The 18,299-nt window shown below is 68.9% G+C and carries 17 protein-coding genes; 7 read left to right on the top strand and 10 right to left on the bottom strand.

Annotated elements, in window-relative coordinates; genetic code table 11:
- Positions 1-8: 8 nt before the first annotated feature.
- Entirely contained in the window at positions 9-2,303 is a 2,295-nt protein-coding gene (locus ACFCV3_RS37285; protein ID WP_376038727.1) for a glycoside hydrolase N-terminal domain-containing protein, read from the top strand.
- Between the two features lie 7 nt (positions 2,304-2,310).
- Here ACFCV3_RS37285 and ACFCV3_RS37280 read toward each other — a convergent pair whose 3' ends face one another.
- The 5 genes from ACFCV3_RS37280 to ACFCV3_RS37260 form a co-directional block, all read right to left on the bottom strand.
- On the bottom strand, positions 2,311-3,063 hold the full coding sequence (locus tag ACFCV3_RS37280) for an enoyl-CoA hydratase-related protein (RefSeq protein WP_376038725.1): 753 nt from the start codon (positions 3,061-3,063) through the stop codon (positions 2,311-2,313).
- A gap of 120 nt (positions 3,064-3,183) precedes the next feature.
- Positions 3,184-3,603, bottom strand: a complete 420-nt coding sequence (locus ACFCV3_RS37275; RefSeq protein ID WP_376038723.1) for a YybH family protein — start codon at positions 3,601-3,603, stop codon at positions 3,184-3,186.
- Positions 3,604-3,632: 29 nt separating this feature from the next.
- Complete coding sequence (locus tag ACFCV3_RS37270; RefSeq protein WP_376038721.1) at positions 3,633-4,862, bottom strand: TIGR00300 family protein; 1,230 nt, start codon at positions 4,860-4,862, stop codon at positions 3,633-3,635.
- A 55-nt stretch (positions 4,863-4,917) separates the two neighbouring features.
- The gene (locus ACFCV3_RS37265) at positions 4,918-5,574 is read right to left on the bottom strand and encodes a hypothetical protein (RefSeq protein ID WP_376038719.1); all 657 of its coding nucleotides are present in this window, start codon (positions 5,572-5,574) and stop codon (positions 4,918-4,920) included.
- The gene (locus ACFCV3_RS37260) at positions 5,567-6,355 is read right to left on the bottom strand and encodes an alpha/beta hydrolase (protein ID WP_376038716.1); all 789 of its coding nucleotides are present in this window, start codon (positions 6,353-6,355) and stop codon (positions 5,567-5,569) included. The genes ACFCV3_RS37265 and ACFCV3_RS37260 overlap by 8 nt, the downstream gene beginning before the upstream one ends.
- A gap of 292 nt (positions 6,356-6,647) precedes the next feature.
- Between ACFCV3_RS37260 and ACFCV3_RS37255 the strand changes: the two genes are divergently transcribed.
- The 3 genes from ACFCV3_RS37255 to ACFCV3_RS37245 all read left to right on the top strand — a co-directional run bounded on the left by ACFCV3_RS37255 (position 6,648) and on the right by ACFCV3_RS37245 (position 9,871).
- Positions 6,648-7,412, top strand: a complete 765-nt coding sequence (locus tag ACFCV3_RS37255) for a lysophospholipid acyltransferase family protein (RefSeq protein WP_376038713.1) — start codon at positions 6,648-6,650, stop codon at positions 7,410-7,412.
- 63 nt (positions 7,413-7,475) lie between these two features.
- Positions 7,476-8,849, top strand: coding sequence for a class II 3-deoxy-7-phosphoheptulonate synthase (locus ACFCV3_RS37250; protein ID WP_376038711.1), 1,374 nt, complete (start codon positions 7,476-7,478; stop codon positions 8,847-8,849).
- A complete protein-coding gene (locus ACFCV3_RS37245) occupies positions 8,846-9,871 on the top strand; it encodes a threonine aldolase family protein (RefSeq protein WP_376038708.1) in 1,026 nt (341 codons plus the stop codon). Before ACFCV3_RS37250 ends, ACFCV3_RS37245 begins: the two co-directional genes overlap by 4 nt.
- On the opposite strand, the gene ACFCV3_RS37240 is transcribed toward ACFCV3_RS37245, so the two are convergent.
- Positions 9,815-10,393 (bottom strand): hypothetical protein, encoded by a 579-nt coding sequence (locus ACFCV3_RS37240; protein WP_376038705.1) that lies wholly within the window; start codon positions 10,391-10,393, stop codon positions 9,815-9,817. The genes ACFCV3_RS37245 and ACFCV3_RS37240 overlap by 57 nt on opposite strands.
- Before the next feature lie 57 nt (positions 10,394-10,450).
- Between ACFCV3_RS37240 and ACFCV3_RS37235 the strand changes: the two genes are divergently transcribed.
- Together ACFCV3_RS37235 and ACFCV3_RS37230 are read left to right on the top strand one after the other, a co-directional pair.
- Complete coding sequence (locus ACFCV3_RS37235) at positions 10,451-11,014, top strand: NADPH-dependent FMN reductase (RefSeq protein ID WP_376038703.1); 564 nt, start codon at positions 10,451-10,453, stop codon at positions 11,012-11,014.
- A 38-nt stretch (positions 11,015-11,052) separates the two neighbouring features.
- Positions 11,053-12,030 (top strand): ribose-phosphate diphosphokinase, encoded by a 978-nt coding sequence (locus tag ACFCV3_RS37230; RefSeq protein ID WP_376038700.1) that lies wholly within the window; start codon positions 11,053-11,055, stop codon positions 12,028-12,030.
- Here ACFCV3_RS37230 and ACFCV3_RS37225 read toward each other — a convergent pair.
- The 4 genes from ACFCV3_RS37225 to ACFCV3_RS37210 form a co-directional block, all read right to left on the bottom strand.
- The gene (locus tag ACFCV3_RS37225) at positions 12,027-12,857 is read right to left on the bottom strand and encodes a GNAT family N-acetyltransferase (RefSeq protein ID WP_376038698.1); all 831 of its coding nucleotides are present in this window, start codon (positions 12,855-12,857) and stop codon (positions 12,027-12,029) included. The two genes, ACFCV3_RS37230 and ACFCV3_RS37225, sit on opposite strands and share 4 nt — an antisense overlap.
- A gap of 2 nt (positions 12,858-12,859) precedes the next feature.
- Positions 12,860-14,014, bottom strand: coding sequence for an amidohydrolase family protein (locus ACFCV3_RS37220; protein WP_376039003.1), 1,155 nt, complete (start codon positions 14,012-14,014; stop codon positions 12,860-12,862).
- 412 nt (positions 14,015-14,426) lie between these two features.
- A complete protein-coding gene (locus tag ACFCV3_RS37215) occupies positions 14,427-15,992 on the bottom strand; it encodes a DPP IV N-terminal domain-containing protein (protein ID WP_376038695.1) in 1,566 nt (521 codons plus the stop codon).
- Positions 15,993-16,159: 167 nt separating this feature from the next.
- Positions 16,160-17,632: a DHA2 family efflux MFS transporter permease subunit gene (locus ACFCV3_RS37210; protein ID WP_376038693.1), complete on the bottom strand. Its 1,473-nt coding sequence runs from the start codon at positions 17,630-17,632 to the stop codon at positions 16,160-16,162.
- Between the two features lie 84 nt (positions 17,633-17,716).
- On the opposite strand from ACFCV3_RS37210, the gene ACFCV3_RS37205 reads away from it, so the two are divergent.
- Positions 17,717-18,299 (top strand): TetR/AcrR family transcriptional regulator (locus ACFCV3_RS37205; RefSeq protein WP_376038691.1); only part of this gene is annotated, 583 nt, incomplete at its 3' end.

The following is an 18,299-nucleotide window of genomic DNA, read 5'->3' as shown; positions in this document are numbered from 1 at the left end:
TCTCTCGCATGGTGAACCCGGTGAGCAGCTTGCACTACGACCGTCCGGCGGGGGAGTGGGTGGAGGCGTTGCCGCTGGGCAACGGCCGGATCGGGGTGATGTGTTTCGGCCGGCCCGGGACCGAGCGGCTCGCGCTGAACGACGAGACGCTGTGGTCCGGGAGCCCGGAGACCCAGCGGCTGCTGTCGGTATCGCGAGGTGCGGTCGGATCGCAGGCTGTGCAGGCGGTTCGGGAGGCGGTCGCAGCCGGTGACGTACGGCGGGCCGAGGAGCTCGCCACCGGGTTCCAGGCGGGTCACTCGCAGGCCTACCTGCCACTCGGGGACCTGCTGCTGGACTACACCGTCGACGGCGAGACGACGTCGTACCGGCGGGAGCTCGACCTGGATTCGGCGATCGCCACGGTCGAGTACGAGATCGGAGGTCTGAGTGTTCGGCAGGAGGCGTTCGTCAGTCATCCGGCGGGCGTGTTCGTCGTCCGGGTGACGGCTTCGGCGCCGATCGGGGTGACCGCCCGGCTGATCTCACAGCTGCAGACGTCGCCGGTCGGCAACGGGCTGCTCATCCAGGCTCCGGCCGACGTGGCGCCGCCGCATCGCGACGTACCGGAGCCGGTGCGGTACTCCGACGGACTTGATCGGGGTATGGCGGCGGCCATTGCGCTCCGCATCGACAGCAACGGCTCCGGCAGCGGAATGTCCGTTGCAGACGCCACCGAGATCACCATCATCCTGTCGACCGCCACCGGGTACGACGGTCCCGCGACAGCGCCCACCCGGACTGGCGAGGAGTGCTTGGCTCAGGCCGACGAGCGGGTGCAGGCTGCGCTCACTCGTGGGTACGACGAGCTGCTGGCCGAGCACGTGGCCGACCATCGCGCGCTCTATCGCCGTTCGACCCTCACCCTCCCGGCGACCGCGGCGGCCGAACTGCCGACGGACGAGCGGCTGGCGCACAGTGACGATCCCGCGTTGGCCGCGCTGATCTTCAACTACGGCCGCTACCTGATGATCGCGAGCTCGCGGCCGGGCGGTCTGCCGACCAACCTGCAGGGCATCTGGAACGACATCCTGCAGCCCCCGTGGAGCTCCAACTACACGGTCAACATCAACACCGAGATGAACTACTGGCCGGCCGAGACGACCAACCTCTCCGAGTGCCACGAGCCGTTGCTCAGCTATCTCGGCCACCTCGCCGCCGCAGGCCGCCGTACCGCCTCAGAACGCTATGGCGCAGCCGGATGGGTCGCGCACCACAACGCCGACGCCTGGTGCTGGACGGTCCCGGTCGACGGCAACCCGAAGTGGTCGAACTGGCCGATGGCCGGCACGTGGCTGGTGCGGCACCTGTGGGACCACTACGCGTTCACCGGGGATCGCGAGTTCCTCGAGCGGGCGTGGCCGGTGCTGCGGGGAGCTGCCGAGTTCTGCCTCGACTGGCTGACCGAACTCCCCGACGGCACCCTCGGTACGTCGCCCTCCACCTCCCCGGAGAACGAGTACGTCGCCGCTGACGGCGAACCGGCCTCCGTCACGGTCTCGGCCACCATGGACCTCGCGTTGATCGCCGACCTGTTCGACCGGTGTGTCGAGGCCGCCTCGGTGCTCGGGCTGACCGACGTACTGGTGGATGAGTTCGCGGCAGCCCGGAAGCGGATCCCGGACCCGTCGATCGGTAGCCAGGGGCAGCTGCAGGAGTGGGCGGCCGATCTGCCCGAGCAGGATCAGCACCACCGGCACATGTCGCATCTGATCGGTCTGCACCCCGGCGACCTCATCACCCCGGACAACACGCCGGAGCTCGCGGCCGCGGCCACTCGGACGATGGACCTGCGCGGCGACGAGGCGACCGGATGGTCGCTGGCCTGGAAGATCAACCTCCGGGCGCGCCTCCGCGACAGTGCCGGCGCGCACCGGCTGGTCCTGGCCTTCCTGAGCCTGGCCGGCCACACCAAGACCGACTACGTCGGCAGCGGTGCGGGCGTCTACCCGAACCTGCTGTGCGCGCACCCGCCGTTCCAGATCGACGGCAACTTCGGCGCCACCGCCGGCATCGCCGAGATGCTCCTCCAAAGCCACACCGGCGAGCTCGAACTCTTCCCGGCCCTCCCCACCGACTGGCCCACCGGAACCATCACCGGCCTCCGCGCCCGCGGCGGCGTCACCGTCGACCTCACCTGGTCCCCGGACGGCCGGTCAGCAACCCTCACCGCCGACCACGACCAGAACCGCACCATCCGGTACGGCGACGGCCGCACGCCGGTCGCTCTTGTCGCCGGAACGCCACACCAACTGCGGTGGTGACCCGTTCTTAGCTCTTCTTCTTGCGGTTGAGGAAGGCGAGCATGGCTTCCTGGGCGGCGGGGGAGCCGAAGAGGCCGGCGGAGAGTTCGGCGAGTTCTGTGCCGCGGGCGTCGATGTCGGCGAGGAGCTCGCGGTTGAGCAGCTTCTTGGTCTCGCGGAGGCCCTGCGGGACGCCCTTGAGGACGGACTCCAGCAGGGAGTCGAGGGCGGTGTCCAGCTCGTCGTCCTTCACGGTGAGCGTGACGAGGCCGAGGCGGGCGGCCTCCAGACCGTCGAACGCGTTGCCGGTCAGGAACGTGTACGCCGCCGCGCGGTCGGCCAGGCGGGCGAGCACGGTCAGCGAGATCGTCGCGGCCGCGAGCCCGAGCCGGACCTCGGTCAGGGCGAACGTCGTACTGGCCCCGGCGACGCTGATGTCGGCCGCTGCCACGATGCCGATGCCGCCGGCGCGCACCGGCCCGGCGACACGGGCGATGACCGGCTTCGGGTTCGCCACGATGGCGCGCTGGACGTCGACCATCCGCTGGGCGCCGACACCCATCCCGACACTCGTCGCCTCGGACATGTCGGCACCGGAGCAGAACACGTCCAGCGCCGACCGGATCACGATCACCCGTACGGCGTCGTCCGCGGCCGCGCTCTCCAGGTGCTCCAGGAGCTCACCCGTGAGCTGCTGGGAGAGCGCGTTCTTGTTGTGCGGCGAATCCAGGGTGATGGTCGCGACGCCGTCGGCGGTGCTCAGGTGCACGAGTCCGGTCATGAGGCCCCGTTTCTGGACTGAGGAGCGCAGGGAGCGAAGCGACTGGAGTGACGAGGGAAGAAATGGAACCAGGCCTCAGGACCCGCCGCGCGGAGCGTGGCAATGTGTACGGTCATGGGGTTATCCAACCTCAGGTGCTGTTTTGCGGTTCAGGGGGTCCGCGTGCCGGTGGACCAGCTTCCAGTCGCCGTCCTCGGCCCTGAACACCATCGTCACCCGCAGTTCGTGATCATGCTCACCTGGGCGGTCGACGTACCGGACCGTGCAGCGCTCGATCGCGACCGTGTACGCCGAGTCCGGGCCGACGTGCTTGTCCAGGTACTCGAACTCGACCTTCGCTCCGCTCGGCGTGAACTGGGCCGAGGCCCACTCGTACCGCGCGCCGACCTGTGCGCTGCCGGTCTCGTAGCCGCCGAAGCCGCCGAAGATCGAGCTCACCTCGCGGCGGGAGACCAGCGGCAGCCACCGCGAGACGTCCCCGTTGACGAAGGCGCTGTTGGCCTCCTCGAACTGCCGCAGGAACGACTCGAAGTCCTGCACTACGTTGCCTCCGCTATTTGATCCCGGCGCTATTTGATCTCGGCGTAGGTCGGCGACAGCTCACGGGCCAGGTGCTCGACGAACAGGCCGACGTCGGTGACGATACCGCGCGCCTGGGTGGAGCCGCGGTCCGCGAGCTTGGTCACGGTGGCCGGGTTGATGTCGACGCAGGTGAGCGGGATCGAGGCCGGCAGGATGTTGCCGGTGGCAACGGAGTGCAGCATGGTCGCGGCCATCAGGCAGTAGCCGACGCCGGCCAGCTCGTTGCGCATCGCGCGCTGGCCCTCGAGGACGTCGGTGTAGACGTCGGGCAGCGGGCCGTCGTCGCGGACGGACCCGACCAGCACGAACTTGTTGCCCTTCTTGACCAGTGCGTGCATCACGCCGGAGGTCAGGACCCCCTGCTCGACGGCGGCTGCGATCGAGCCGGCCTTGCGGATCGTGTTGATGGCCCGGATGTGGTGCTCGTGGCCGTGCTCGACGCCACGACCGCGGGCCAGGTCGACACCGAGCGACGTACCGTAGAGCGAGGACTCGATGTCGTGGGTGGCCAGTGCGTTCCCGGCGAACAGGACGTCGACGAAACCGGCCTCGACCAGCGCGACCATGGCCGGTGCGGCGCCGGTGTGCACGATGCCGGGGCCGCCGACCCAGAGCACCTTCAGCCCGTTCGCCTTCGCCTCGCGCATCCCGTCCGCGACCTGCTGGACCAGCACCCGCTGCGGCTTCTCGCTGGACACGTCGGACTCCATGAAACCGAAGCCCTCGTCGGTGCTCGCCACGATCGGCGGGGTCACCTTGACGCCCTGCGCGCTCGAGATGATCCGCATCCCGGCCTTGACCTCCGACATCGGAATCGTCCGGACGCCGCCGTCCTCGACGAGCAGGCCGCAGTCCATCTCCGGGTTCTGCACTGTCACCCAGTGACCGTCCAGCCGGACGCTCGTCGGCAGGTTCGTGGTCGAGTAGAAGCCGTCCGGGAAGACGCCGTCCTGGCTCACCTCGGTGATCTCCGGCGTGCCGGGGTCGACCAGGTTCGCACCCTTGGTCTGGATCCGCATCAGCAGCCGCTGCAGCGACTCCTCGTCGTCCGCCCCGACCGTCATCCGGACCGTCGACGGGTCGTCCTTGTCGTAGCCGAGGTCGAACTTGTCCAGCGTGTACTCACCGCCGTACCCGCGGATGTCGTCGAGCACCCGGGAGAGCAACCCCGAATCCATCAGGTGGCCGGTGATCTCGACCGTCTCGCTGACCTGCACGGGGTACCTCCCTCACCAAGAACGTCAGATTGTCCGACGATCTGCTGATGCTAACTCACACCACAGCTCCGTCGTCCGGGGTGTCGTCCTGGGGGAGGCGGTCCTTCATCCGGATCACCAGGGTGAGGAAGCCGCCGATGAAGCCGGCCACGGCGGCGGCGGTGATCCGGCTGTCGCCGAAGTCGAGGATCGCGGCGAGGATGAGCAGGATCGGTCCGCCGAGCAGGCCGAGCCAGGCGAGCCGGCTGATCCAGTCCAGTTTCGGGCCGCGAGTCGGCTCCGGCGGGACGTAGTGGTCGTGCGGGTCGTCGGCGGCCCGCTTGGGGCGCGGCTCGGGCTCGTCCTCGGGGTCGTCGCCCACGATCAGACCGGCCGGTACGTCGATCAGCGGTTCGTACTTCTCGTCGACGTCCTCGCTGGCCGGCCACCGCGGTACCGGCGTCTCGCCGCCGTCGTGCCCGGGTGCGGACGGCGCGTTGAACTGCTCGACCAGCGACTTCCACTCCGCGTCCTCGGTGCTGCGCGCGATCACCGGGCGGGCCTGGTCGATCTGGCCGGCGTCGACGAACAACTCGTCCGGCACCTCGTCGGAAGTCTCGCAGTACGCCGCGATGCCGGCCTTGGCCAGCGCGGCCAGGACCGGCTCGGCCACCAGCGCGTCGATCCCGCCGAGCGAGGTGTACTCCGCGGCGGTCAGGCCGTTGTCACGCATCGGCGGGGCCGGTCACGCGGGCGGTACCAGTCACTCTGGTGATGAAGGCGGCGGAGTCGTCGAAGATCCGTGGCGCGTCGTTGTCCAGGGTCGCGACGTGATAGCTGTCCTCGAGCAGGGTCTCGGTCACGTCGCGCGAGGAGATCGACGTGAGGACCCGGCGGGCTGAGCTGGCTTCGACCACGTGATCGACAGTACTGCGGAAAAGCAGCACCGGCTGGGTCACCTTCGGCAGATCCGCCTGGACGACCTTCCACAGCTTCGACAGCGAGAGCGTCGCCTTCAACGGCATCCGGGAGTAGGCACCCTCGTCGACGCCGGGCTTCTTGATGTCGTTCGCGATGCCGGGGAACGAGGGGATCACCTTCGACAGCACCGGCAGCAGCCCGAGCCGCTTGTCCTCGGTGCTCACCGACGGGTTGATCAGGACGACACCGGAGATGTCGGCGCCGCGCTCCTCGGCCAGCCGCAGGACGAGCGCTCCGCCCATCGACAGGCCGATGACGACCACCTGCTCGTGCTCCTGCCGAAGCCGCGTCAGCTCGCTGTCCAGTACGGCGTACCACTCCGGCCAGCTGGTCCTGTTCATCTCCTGCCACGTGGTCCCGTGGCCGGGCAGCCGCGGCACGGCCACGCCGTACCCGAGAGCGGCCAGGTGCTCGCCGAACGGGCGCATGGCGCGCGGTGAGCCGGTGAATCCGTGGCTCAGCAGGACGCCGACAGCGGCGTTCTCACCGGTCCCGGCGCTGCGGAACTCCTCCGCGTGGACTTGCACTGGCACGGTCGACTCCTCGCCCGGTCGTGGGTTCCTCACAGACGGCGCTGAGCGGTGGCACGAGCCCCCACCCCCGCCGCGGGATCAATGGTCGCATCTGGACTTCATCCAGTCTGCATCCAGGTGACAACACGGTGAGCAACTTCGGCATTCCTGGCGGTGACATTGCCTGAGGGGGAAGCTGGAACGTAGTCTCCGCACCGGCGGGCACTGGTGCCGGAGCCGGTAGGGACCGACCATGGAGTGGGTACTTAGTCGGTGATGACGTATGTCGGGCGAGTGACGGAGGTCGAGGCGGATGCTGTACCTGCTCATCAGACAGTTCATCGTTGCACCATTCGTGAAGCTGTTCTTCCGGCCGAAGGTGACGGGACTGCAGCACATCCCGACCAGCGGCCCGGCGCTCCTGGTCAGCAACCACCTCGCGTTCGCCGACTCGATCTTCCTGCCGGTCGCGGTACCGCGGCAGATCGTCTTCCCGGCCAAATCGGAGTACTTCACCGGTCCCGGGCTCAAGGGCAAGCTGACGGCGACCTTCTTCCGGTCGATCGGCCAGATCCCGATCGACCGCTCCGGCGGGCGCGCCTCGCTGGCCGCGCTGAACACCGGCCTGGACATCCTGAAGAAGGGTGAGCTGTTCGGGATCTACCCCGAGGGCACCCGCTCGCCCGACGGCCGCCTGTACAAGGGCAAGACCGGCGTGGCCCGGATGGCGATCGTCGCCGGTGTCCCGGTCATTCCCGTCGCGATGATCGACACCCACAAGCTCCAGCCCCCGGGCTCGGTCCTGCCGAAGGTCTGGCGCCGCGAGCCGGGCAAGCTGTTCCCGCGGATGAACCGCCCGGGCGTCGCGATCGGCGAGCCCCTGGACTTCTCGCGGTACGAGGGCATGGAGCGCGACCGCTTCGTGCTGCGCTCGGTCACCGACGAGATCATGTACGCCCTGATGGACCTCTCCGGCCAGGAGTACGTCGACATGTACGCCGACAAGGCCAAGGAACTGATCAAGGCCGGCGAGTCCGTCGACGACCACCTCCGCCTGGGCGACACCAAAGCCTCCTGACCTCCCGCCGGTGTGACTGAGACGGCGGTGCCGGGGTTGGTGGCGGTCGCTTAGGGTTAGGGCATGCAATTCGCGACGTTGAGTGCCGGGGAAGTGCCTGGGGTTCCGAGTTTGGACGAGTTGCGGGGGCTGAAGCCGCTGCAGCAGCCTGAGTGGCCGGATCCGGTGGCTCTGGAGCAGGTGATCGGGGAGCTGCGGACGTTGCCGCCGCTGGTGTTCGCGGGTGAGTGTGACGACCTGACGACGAAGATCGGGGCGGTGACGCGGGGTGAGGCGTTCCTGCTGCAGGGCGGGGACTGCGCGGAGACCTTCGACGGGGTGACCGCCGAGAACATCCGCGCCAAGTTGCGGGTGTTGCTGCAGATGTCGGTCGTGCTTCAGTACGCGGCGAGTGTGCCGGTGGTGAAGGTCGGGCGGATCGCCGGGCAGTACGCGAAGCCGCGGAGTTCCGGTGAGGAGACTCGGGACGGTGTCACGCTGCCGTCGTACCGGGGGGATGCGGTCAACGGGCTGGAGTTCACGCCGGAGGCCCGGATTCCGGATCCGCGCCGGTTGCGGGGGGTCTACAACGCGGCCGCCGCGACGCTGAACCTGACGCGTGCGTTCACCACGGGTGGGTACGCCGATCTGCACCAGGTGCACGCATGGAACACCGACTTCGTGAAGTCGTCGCCGGTCGGTCAGCGGTACGAGCAGCTGGCCACTGAGATCGAGCGGGCGCTGGCGTTCATGCGGGCCTGTGGTGCGACGGCGGACGAGTTCAAGACGGTCGACTTCTACGCCTCGCACGAGGCGCTGATTCTTGAGTACGAACACGCGCTGACCCGGATCGACTCGCGCACCGAGCAGCCGTACGACGTTGGTGGCCACCTGCTGTGGGTGGGGGAGCGGACGCGGCAGCTGGACGGCGCGCACGTCGAGTTCCTGGCGTCGCTGAGCAACCCGCTGGGTGTGAAGATCGGGCCGACCACGACCCCGGAGTACATCCGCGCCCTGATCGACAAGCTGAACCCGAAGGGCATCGAGGGCCGGCTGACCTTCATCACCCGGATGGGTGCGGGCAAGATCCGCGACGGGCTGCCGCCGTTGCTGGAGGCGGTGCGGGATCACGGTTCGCCGATCGCGTGGGTCTGTGACCCGATGCACGGCAACACGTTCGAGACGCCGAACGGGTACAAGACCCGCAGCTTCGACGCGGTGATGGACGAGGTCCAGGGCTTCTTCGACGCGCACCAGCAGGTCGGCACGTGGCCGGGCGGTATGCACATCGAGCTGACCGGTGACGACGTCACCGAGTGCGTCGGTGGCGGCGAGGCGCTGGTCGCCGAGGACCTCGCGAACCGGTACGAGACGGCCTGCGACCCGCGACTCAACCGGCACCAGTCGCTCGAGCTCGCCTTCCTGGTCGCCGAGCGGCTGCGGGCCGCACGGGCATGATCGACCTCCGGTCGGACACCGTCACCCGGCCGTCGGCGGGGATGCTGGCGGCGATGACGAGCGCGCCGCTCGGCGACGACGTGTACGGCGAGGATCCGACGGCCAACCGGCTCGAGGAGACCGTCGCGGGACTGCTCGGCCACGAGGCCGGGCTGTTCGTGACCACGGGGTCGCTGGCGAACCTGCTCGGCGTACAGGCGTTGGTTCCGCGCGGCGGGGAGCTGCTGTGTGAGGCGAGCGCCCATGTGGTCCGCGCAGAGCTCGGCGGGCACGCGGCCGTCAGCGGTGTCACCACGCGCACGTGGAGCGCACCGGCCGGTCAGATCGACCTCGAGCAGCTCCGGGCGCTGATCGCGCCCGACCTCGGCCCGTACTTCGTCACTACCTCGGCCGTCTCGGTCGAGAACACGCACAACTTCGGTGGCGGTGCGATCCAGCACGGGTACGACGCTCTCGCCGACGAACTCGAATCCCGCGGAATCCCGCTGCACCTGGACGGCGCTCGGCTCTGGAACGCGGCCATCGCCACCGGCCGCATGCCGGCCTCGTACGCCGTTCGTGCGAACGCCGCGAGTGTTTGTCTGTCCAAGGGCCTAGGTGCGCCGGTCGGCTCGGTCCTGGTTGGGTCGACCGAGTTGATCCGGGAAGCGCGCGTCTGGCGGAAGCGCCTCGGCGCCGGCTGGCGGCAGGCCGGCGTACTGGCTGCGGCCGGTCTGCATGCGCTCGACCACAACCTCGACCGCCTCGCCGAGGACCACGCCAACGCCCGCCTGATCGCCGAGATCCTGGCCGACGCCGCGCCCGGCTCGGTCAAGCCCGACCAGGTCGACACCAACATCGTCATCGCCGACCTCGCGGTCATCGGCAAGACTGTCGCCGGGGTCGTGGCGGCCGCCCGCGCCGAAGGCCTTCTCGTCGGCGGTGTCGGCGCCACTCAGCTACGCGTCGTCACCCACCTCGACGCATCAGCCGCCGACTGCCGGACCGCTGCCGAAACCCTCGCCCGCCTCCTCACCACCTGACCGCCGGGCCACGAAGCGCTGGCGGACGATGATCGTGCCGTCGGCGTCTTCGTCCTCGTTGCGCCACTGGAAGCTGTCCGGCGTGATCCCGGTGAAGATCCAGCGGGTCTTCGCGGACTTCGGCTCACGCGCCTCGAGGGTGATGCTGTCCGGGCCGGGATGACCGATGAACGTCATCACCACGGCATGCTTCGGGCCCATCCAGGTGGACCGGAAGGCGCCCAGTTCGGGATCGTGCAGGCGGATGGTCAGGCCCCATTCGCCGTCACCGTCGGTCGTCCGGGCCGCCCGGCTCGGTGTGATCCAGATGTCGGCGACCGCCCGGCCGTCCAGCGCCCAGGCGAAATGCCACTCGCCCTTGGTCTCCCGGGTCGGCCGGCCCTCGTCGTCGTACCAGGTGACGTCGAGGTCCCAGCTGCCGATCAACGGCGCGAACGGCCGGAACGCCTGCTCGAACTCGGGCCGGGGACCGTCGGAGACCATCAAGCCTGCCAGTACCGAAGCTGCGTTTGCACCTGTCATGCCGGAAATCTAGCCCGCCTCAGGGTCAGGTGTTTTAGTTTATGTTTAAATAGTTGAATGACTGACCTAAACATCCTGGGGATCTCCGGAAGCCTGCGGACCGGCTCACTGAACACGGCGTTGCTGCGGGCGGCGCAGAAGCACGCGCCGGCGGGAGTGACGATCGAGCTGTACGACGGTCTCGCGGAGCTCCCGTACTACAACGGCGACCTGGACACCGAGGAGAACCTGCCCGAGCAGGCGCGCGAGCTGCGGGAGCGGATTCACGCGGCGGACGGGCTCCTGATCGCGACCCCGGAGTACAACTACTCGATCCCGGGTGGGCTGAAGAACGCGATCGACTGGGCCTCCCGGCCGTCGGCGACGTCGTCGTTGCTGCACAGGCCGGTGGCGATCATGGGCGCGGCGCCGACGAACTTCGGGACGGTCCGGGCGCAGCTGGCGTTGCGGCAGGTGTTCGTCTGGACGCGCTCCGATCTCGTGGTGAAGCCCGAGGTGATGGTGTTCCGGGCGCACGAGCGGTTCGACGAGGCCGGGAACCTGGTCGACGAGGGCACCATCACCCTGGTCACCGAGCTCGTCGACGCCCTCGCCGCGAAGATCCGGAACGCCACCAAGTAAGGTGTGAGCTGTCGAATCGGCAGCATTCGGGGAGAGCCGTGCGAGAGATCGTCGTGTTCAGCGGAAGTGCCCATACTGGTCTGGCAGAGCAGATCTGCGCCGATCTCGGCGTTCAGCTCTCACCGGTCGAGATCCATCGTTTCAGCAACGACTGCCTGCAGGCACAACTGCAGGCGAACTGCCGGCAGCGCGATGTCTACATCGTGCAGCCGCTGGTGCCACCGACGCAGGAGCACCTGATGGAGCTGCTGCTGATGATCGACGCGGCCCGGGGTGCATCGGCGCAGCAGATCACCGCGGTGATGCCGCACTACGCGTACGCGCGGTCGGACAAGAAGGACGCGTCCCGGATCTCGATCGGCGGCCGGCTGGTCGCCGACCTGCTGGCCACGGCCGGGGTCGACCGGGTGCTGACGATGGCACTGCACGCACCCCAGGTGCACGGCTTCTTCTCGGTGCCGGTCGACCACCTGACCGCGATCGGCGTCCTGGCGGATCACTTCCGCGGCCGGGACCTGAGCGACACGATCGTGGTCAGCCCGGACCTCGGTGCCGCGAAGACGGCCACCCAGTTCGCCCGGCTGCTCGGTCTGCCGGTCGCGGCGGGCAGCAAGCAGCGGCTGGCCGACGACCGGGTCGTGATCGACGCGATCGTCGGTGACGTGAGCGGCAAACGGGCGATCGTGCTCGACGACGAGATCGCCACCGGCGGTTCGATCTTCGAGCTGCTGGACCGGCTGAAGGAGCGCGGCGTCACGGAGGCCGCTGTCGCCTGTACGCACGGTCTGTTCGCCGGGAAGGCCGTCGAGCGGCTGCGGTCGCACCCGGCGATCACCGAGGTGATCAGCACGGACACGGTCCCGCGGCCGGAAGGCTTCCCGGAGCTCCAGGTCAGCTCGGTGGCCGGTCTGTTCGCCGAGGCGATCAAGCGGATCCACGGCGGTGAGTCCGTCAGCAGCCTGTTCGACGGGGTCGACCCGGCGCACGCACCGCCGCAGCCCAAGCTTCCGTTCTAGCCGAGTTCCAGGGTGGTGGTCGCGTAGATGCCATCCTGGTCCAGGTCCGGTACGGCGCCCGTGTACATCCGCGCGCATTCGAAGGTCGGCGTCAGCCCGAGCAGCTCCACCAGCTTCAGCGCGGGCAGGTTGATATCCGGCACATCCAGCGCGACCGGCTGTCCAGCGGCCAGTTCTGAGATCAGCGCGGCGGCGATCTCCTCCGACGCGGCGTAGAGCGGTCCGATCCGCAGACCGGTCCGCGCCGGTCGCAGTACGGCGAAACCTTCGAGCCGTCCGTCGTGGACGGCTGCCAGTGAGCGGTGCCCGGGCAGCCCCAGCCAGCTCGCCAGGAAGGCATCCCGGGGCGCCGGGAAGAACCGCCGGTCGTATGCCGCGAGCTGGTCGAACGGAATCGAACGGGCATCGACCAAGACGACGCTCGACTCGATGACGGGCGGGATTCCCGCGTGGCGGATGTGGTTCCAGCCATGGCGGAATCCGGACTCGCGGTAGTTCGGCTGCTGTTCGACCACACCGTCCAGGGCAACGTTGCGGTGGGCAAGGTGTTCCATCACGTGCTGCCAGATGCGGAGCCCGTAGCCCTTACCGCGCTCGGCCGGCTGGACGATGTACAGACCGAGGAAGCCGAAGTCCGGCCCGTACCGCACGCCCGACACCGAAGCGATCGGTTCACCGTCCAGCCGGCCGACGAAGAAGCCGTGCGGGTCCGCCGCGGCGAACGCGAGTGGATCCGACAGGCCCGGATTCCACTGCTCGGCGGCGGCCCATTCGCTGACCGTCCGCAGATCCGCCGCGCTCGCCACGGCGATGTCGAATTGCGCCATCCCTACCCTTCGCAACACACTCGATGCAGCCACTCGGGTTCGTGCCACCAGTACTCCGCGTCGTGGGCATGAGCCTTGGCCCGGCTGAGCCCTGCCGCGGTGTTGGCCTTCCCTGCATACGGTGCCAGCAGCTGATCGATCGTGTGCAGTTTGCCCGCGATCATGACCCGATCGACCGCAGCCGCTGCCCGAATGTCGGCCAGCGGATCACCGGTGACGAACGAGAGGTCGGCCTGGGCACCGGGTTTGACCACGCCGAGCTTGTCCTCGAGGCTGAGCCAGCGCGCCGGGTTCCGGGTCGCTGTCGTGAGGGCCTCGTACGGCGTGAATCCGCCGGCCACCATCGACCGCAGATTGGCGTGCAGCGAGATCGCGATGTTGTCCAGCGGGGTGTCGGTCCCGGAGATCACGAGTCCGCCGCCGCGATGGATCCGCAGGACCATGTCGACGTTCCCGCGGAGGAGCTCGCGCGTCGTCACCCCGGCCGGGCCGGAAGCCGTGTCCACCTCAGCGCGCAGATTGGTGTACTCCCACGCCGGGAACAACGTCGTCGTACGCCGATCCGTCAGCAGCGACGGATCGTCCACATGCGCCATGGTCGAGTTGAACAGCGTCGGCGTGACGGACAGCCCGGCCCTGGTGAACAGCGTGACGACATCGGCGTACGCACGGCCGAGCCGGCTGACCGTGTGCGAGTAGCCCAACCGGTTGGTCGCCCCGGTGTGCTCCATCCCGTCCATGCCGAGATGCTCGGCCGGGTAGAGATAGTGCGAGGACAACTGCAGACCAAGGCGATGTACGGCGGCGATCGCGCGCCGCTGGTAGTCGATCGGCAACCGGACATACGTCTTCACCAAGTCGTACGCGAGCCCCTCGACCCGATCGAGCTCGAGCCCCAACTGCCGCACCGACAGCGTCGGCCGCATGAAGTTGTAGAAGACCCGCGACCCGTCGATCGCCTCACCGGTCGCGAAGTACCGCGGACCGATCAGAGCGCCGTGGGTGAGCGCCTCCCGCGTCTCCTGCATCTGGTACGCCGGGTCGCCGGGCGAGCGCGTAGTCGTGATCCCGTAGGCCAGCCACAGGTTCCCCTGCCGCGCACCCCAGGCACGACCGCGCAGATGCCAGTGGTTGTGCGCGTCGATCAGTCCGGGCATCACAGTCAGCTTGGATGCGTCGATATCCGCTCGCCCTTGATGCGGCCGTACGGCGGCGATTCGCGAACCGTCGAGCACGATGTCGACGTTCCGCCGCAGAGCGGTCGCGCGGCCGTCCCAGAGCGCACCGGCGTGGATCGTGACGTGCTGCTTGATCGTTGCCCGCCGCCACTGCAGATCGATGGCTACCGTGCGCGGACGCGATCCCTGCAGGTCGACGCGACGGAGGCGGCCGTTGTTGAGGTAGAGCAGTGTGTTGCTGTCCTGCCAGACGGGTGAGTCGGTGACCTCCGCGGTGATCGCCCGCGGTTCGGCGGTGAAACGGCCTCGCTGGTCGACAGGGGCGACATACAGGAGGCTCTCGACGACAAACGCGAGCCGGCGACCGTCGGGCGAGAAGACCGGGCCGTCGTCACCGCGGGTGGCGAGCGAGCGGAACGGCATCGGTTCGACGTACTCGAGAGCGCCGGTGGCGACGTCGACGTACAGGAGTTGGCTGGTGCCTTCCCGGAAGCGCTTGGAGAACGGCTTCACTGCCGCGAGGACTATGGTCTTGCCGTCCGCCGTCCGCCGACCAGCTGACACGGCCGGGCTGGAACAGCGTCGGCGTCACCTGCCGGACCGCCCCGGTGCTGATGTCGAGGATCCAGGCGATCCCGTCCTGGTCCTGGTACGCGACCTGCTTGCCGTCCGGCGAGAAGCGCGGCGCGGTCTGCGCGCCCGGCAGCGTGGAGAGCTTGCGATTCGTGCCCGCCTTGAGGTCGTGCAGCCAGAGGTCTGCGGTGCCGTCGCGATCGCTTGCGTACAGCAACGACTTCCCGTCCGGCGCGAAGTCGGGGTCGCTGTTGAAGTAGCCGTCGGCAACGATCTTGCGCGGCTTCCCGCGGCCATTCGTTGCTGCCAGCCACAAAGCGTTCAAGGCCCGGAAGGCGATCCACTGCCCGTCCGGCGAGACCGCCGGACTGGCGATCCCGAGGACCGGGTGGGATCCGGTGGACTCCAGATCGGGCGACTTCGGCCGCGGCCGGCGCGACGTGATCGGCACGGTGGCAGCGAACGGTACGACGGTGTGTGCGCCGCCGAGGCGATGCCGGACCACGTGGCCGTCGGCGGTGTACACGAGCTCGTCCGCCGATACCCACGACGGCGGTACCGCGAACACGTCCTTGCCGCTGGTCACCTTCTGATCGCCGACCACGAGGTCGCACACCGGCCCGGCGAGCCGGACGTACGCGAGCTGGCCGGTGGGGGAGTAGGCGGGACCGTAGACGCTGCTGCCGGTCTGCGCTGTGACGACAGTACGGCGGGTGCCCGTGGCGAGGTCGACTTCCGCGATCGAGGACGCGTCGACGGTGAACGCGATCTTCGTGCCGTCGGGGGAGACGATCGGCTCGGCCTCTTCCGACGGATCGTCGGTGAGCGCGGTGATCGCGCCGCTCGCCAGGTCCAGGCGGTGGATGCCGTAGCTGCCGGTACTGCCGCGGTCGGAGGAGAAGACGATCGATCCGCCGTCCGGGGTGAAGTGCGGCTCGCGGTGATCGTTGCGTCCGGTGGTCAGCTGGCGCAGGTTGTTGCCATCAGCATCGATCGACCAGAGGTGGAAGTTGCCGTCGCGGTAGGACTGGAAGACGATCCGCCGGCCGTCCGGCGACCACCGGGGCCGGGTCGCGTCCTGCAGGTCGTCGGTGAGCCGCCGGGAGACGCCACCGGCGGCCGGGGTGACCCAGATGGCGGTGACCAGATCGAACGCGAGCCACCGGCCGTCCGGTGAGGCGGCGACCATCAAGTTGGTCCCCTCGTCCAGCACAGCGTGATTGGAGGCCTGCTCGCCCGCGGCCGCCGGGGCGGCCTCATCCGGTGCCGCCTGGGCGTGCGTCGTACTGGCTGTTGCCGCGGCGGCGACGCCGCCGCTGAGTTGGAGTGCCCGGCGCCGCGAGATGCTCCAGGTGCCGGGGTCGGTGGGGTCCTCGTGAACCACGGTCGTTCCAATCCCTCGGAGGGCGGTCCGGACCTGGTAGGCCCGGACGGGACTCTTCCGACCCTGCCAGCCGCCTACCCCACCAACGACCCTGACCGGCGAGTCGCGCCCCAACGCACCAAGCCGCCGCCCCGGAATCCCGGAACGGCGGCTCTTTCGCGGTGCGCTCAGTGCTCGATGCCGGCCCGCGAGGACTTCGGGAGCAGGAAACCGGCGGCGAAGGCCAGCGCCAGGCCGGCGATGGTCGCCAGTAGTGCGGTCTGGGTGCCGTCGAGGGCGGCCAGGGCCCGGGTGGCCGCGTCGGCGGCCGACACCTTGCCCATGAAGATCGTGCCGATGACGGCGATCCCCAGCGCGATCCCGACCTGCTCGAACGAGCCGAGCATCCCGGTCGCGGAACCGACCTCGTCGTCGCGCACCCCGCTCAGGATGATGTCGAACAGCGGCACGAAGACCTTGCCCATCCCGATCCCGCCGAACAGAGTCGGTACGGCGATGTCCCAGCTGCCGACGCTCAGACCGGTCAGCGCGAGGACGGCGTACGTTCCGGTCAGGCCTACTGCCATCAGGGCGAGCCCGAGGTGGAGCAGCCGGCGGCCGTACTTCTGCATCGTCATCCCGGAGACCGCCGAGCCGATCAGCGCGCCGAGGGCCCAGGGAGCCATCGCGAGGCTGGCGCGGATCGGGGTGTAGCCGAGGCCGACCTGAAGGAACATGCCGAGCACGAAGGTCCCGGCCATGGCGCCGAAGAAGACGACGGCGAAGAAGACACCGGACAGGTACGGGCGGCTCTTCAGCAGGCGGGGCTCGATCAGCGGGGTGCCGCCGTTGCGGCTGCGGCGGGACTGGTGGATGCCGAAGCCGGCCAGGACGGGCAGCGAGGCGACCAGCAGGAGCTTCGACCACAGCGGCCAGCCGAGCTCGTGACCCTGGACCAGCGGGTAGACCAGGGCGAACAGACCGGCGCTCGCGATCAGCAGTCCGGGGATGTCGAGCGAGATCTTGCGGGCGGAGGGCTTCGTGTCGGGCAGGTGCTTGGCGGCGATCGCGAAGGTGAACAGGCCGATCGGGATGTTGATCAGGAAGATCGCGCGCCAGCCGGTACCGAACAGGTTCGCGTCGAGGACCGTGCCGCCGATGATCGGGCCGAGGACGGCGGCCAGCCCCATGATCGGGCCGAAGAAGCCGAAGGCCTTGGTCCGCTCGTCCGGCTCGAACAAGTCCCGGACCAGTCCGAAGCCCTGCGGGAGCATCACCGCGGCGAAGGCGCCCTGGGCGACCCGGGAGGCGATCAGCATCTCCGGCGACACCGCGAGACCGCACAGGAGCGACGTCACGGTGAAGCCGGCGACGCCGATCAGCAGCGCACGCTTGCGGCCGACCAGGTCGCCGAGGCGGCCGCCGACCAGGAGCAGGACGGCCAGCGCCATCGTGTAGCCGGCGGCCATCCACTGCAGGCTGGCGTAGGAGCCGCCGAGGTCGCCGCGGATCGCCGGTGCCGCGACGTTCATCACGGTCGAGTCGAGCAGGTCCATGACGGCCGCGGTCATGACGGCGGAGAAGGCGAGCCAGCGCTTGCGGAGCCGCCGGGGCGCGGCAGCGGTGGTTGCGGGCTGGGGGAGTACTGCGACTGCGGTCATCTTCTGCTCCTCAAACGGAACGAACTGTTCTGTTCCAAACTCTAGCGGAACGGATCATTCCGTTCAAGTGCTAATCTGGGTGACATGACGAAAGCTCTGAGTGGCCGGCAGGCGCAGGCGGCCCGGAATGACGAAGTGATCCTGGCGGCCGCCCGGGCGGTCTTCATCGCCGATCCCGGTGCGCCGATCGCCGCCGTCGCCGAGCAGGCCGGCGTCGGGATCAGTGCGCTGTACCGCCGGTATGCGAGCAAGGAGGAGTTGCTGCGGAAGCTGTGTACCGACGGGCTTGCGCGCTACATCGCGGAGTCGGAGAAGGCGCTGGCCGACGACCGGGATCCATGGACCGCCTTCGAGGCGTTCCTGCACGCGCTGGTCGACGCCGACACCAACTCGCTCACCCAGCGGCTCGCGGGCACGTTCACGCCCACCCCCGAGCTGTTCGAGGCCGCCGTACGGGCCGGTGAGCTGAATCAGGCCGTCTACGAACGCACGAAGGAGTACCTGCGGCCGGGCATCGTGGTGGAGGACTTCGCGATGATTCTCGAGCAGATCACCTCGATCAAACTCGGTGACGAGGCGCGGACCAACCAATTGCGCCATCGGTATCTGACGCTGGTGCTGGAGGCGATGCGTCGTTCCGGTGAGCAATCGGGCGGCGGGCCGGAGC

The organism is Kribbella sp. NPDC056345 (assembly GCF_042262745.1).
GTDB lineage: Bacteria > Actinomycetota > Actinomycetes > Propionibacteriales > Kribbellaceae > Kribbella.
Note: the sequence above shows the minus strand (reverse complement) of the source record. Positions and strands in the feature narration are given on the sequence as shown.

Coding starts and splice junctions, on each gene's coding strand:
- ACFCV3_RS37285 (WP_376038727.1), top strand. CDS start 9: ATGGTGAACCCGGTGAGCAGCTTGCACTACGACCGTCCGGCGGGGGAG.
- ACFCV3_RS37280 (WP_376038725.1), bottom strand. CDS start 3,063: ATGACCGGACTCGTGCACCTGAGCACCGCCGACGGCGTCGCGACCATC.
- ACFCV3_RS37265 (WP_376038719.1), bottom strand. CDS start 5,574: ATGCGTGACAACGGCCTGACCGCCGCGGAGTACACCTCGCTCGGCGGG.
- ACFCV3_RS37255 (WP_376038713.1), top strand. CDS start 6,648: ATGCTGTACCTGCTCATCAGACAGTTCATCGTTGCACCATTCGTGAAG.
- ACFCV3_RS37250 (WP_376038711.1), top strand. CDS start 7,476: ATGCAATTCGCGACGTTGAGTGCCGGGGAAGTGCCTGGGGTTCCGAGT.
- ACFCV3_RS37245 (WP_376038708.1), top strand. CDS start 8,846: ATGATCGACCTCCGGTCGGACACCGTCACCCGGCCGTCGGCGGGGATG.
- ACFCV3_RS37240 (WP_376038705.1), bottom strand. CDS start 10,393: ATGACAGGTGCAAACGCAGCTTCGGTACTGGCAGGCTTGATGGTCTCC.
- ACFCV3_RS37235 (WP_376038703.1), top strand. CDS start 10,451: ATGACTGACCTAAACATCCTGGGGATCTCCGGAAGCCTGCGGACCGGC.
- ACFCV3_RS37225 (WP_376038698.1), bottom strand. CDS start 12,857: ATGGCGCAATTCGACATCGCCGTGGCGAGCGCGGCGGATCTGCGGACG.
- ACFCV3_RS37220 (WP_376039003.1), bottom strand. CDS start 14,014: ATGCCCGGACTGATCGACGCGCACAACCACTGGCATCTGCGCGGTCGT.
- ACFCV3_RS37210 (WP_376038693.1), bottom strand. CDS start 17,632: ATGACCGCAGTCGCAGTACTCCCCCAGCCCGCAACCACCGCTGCCGCG.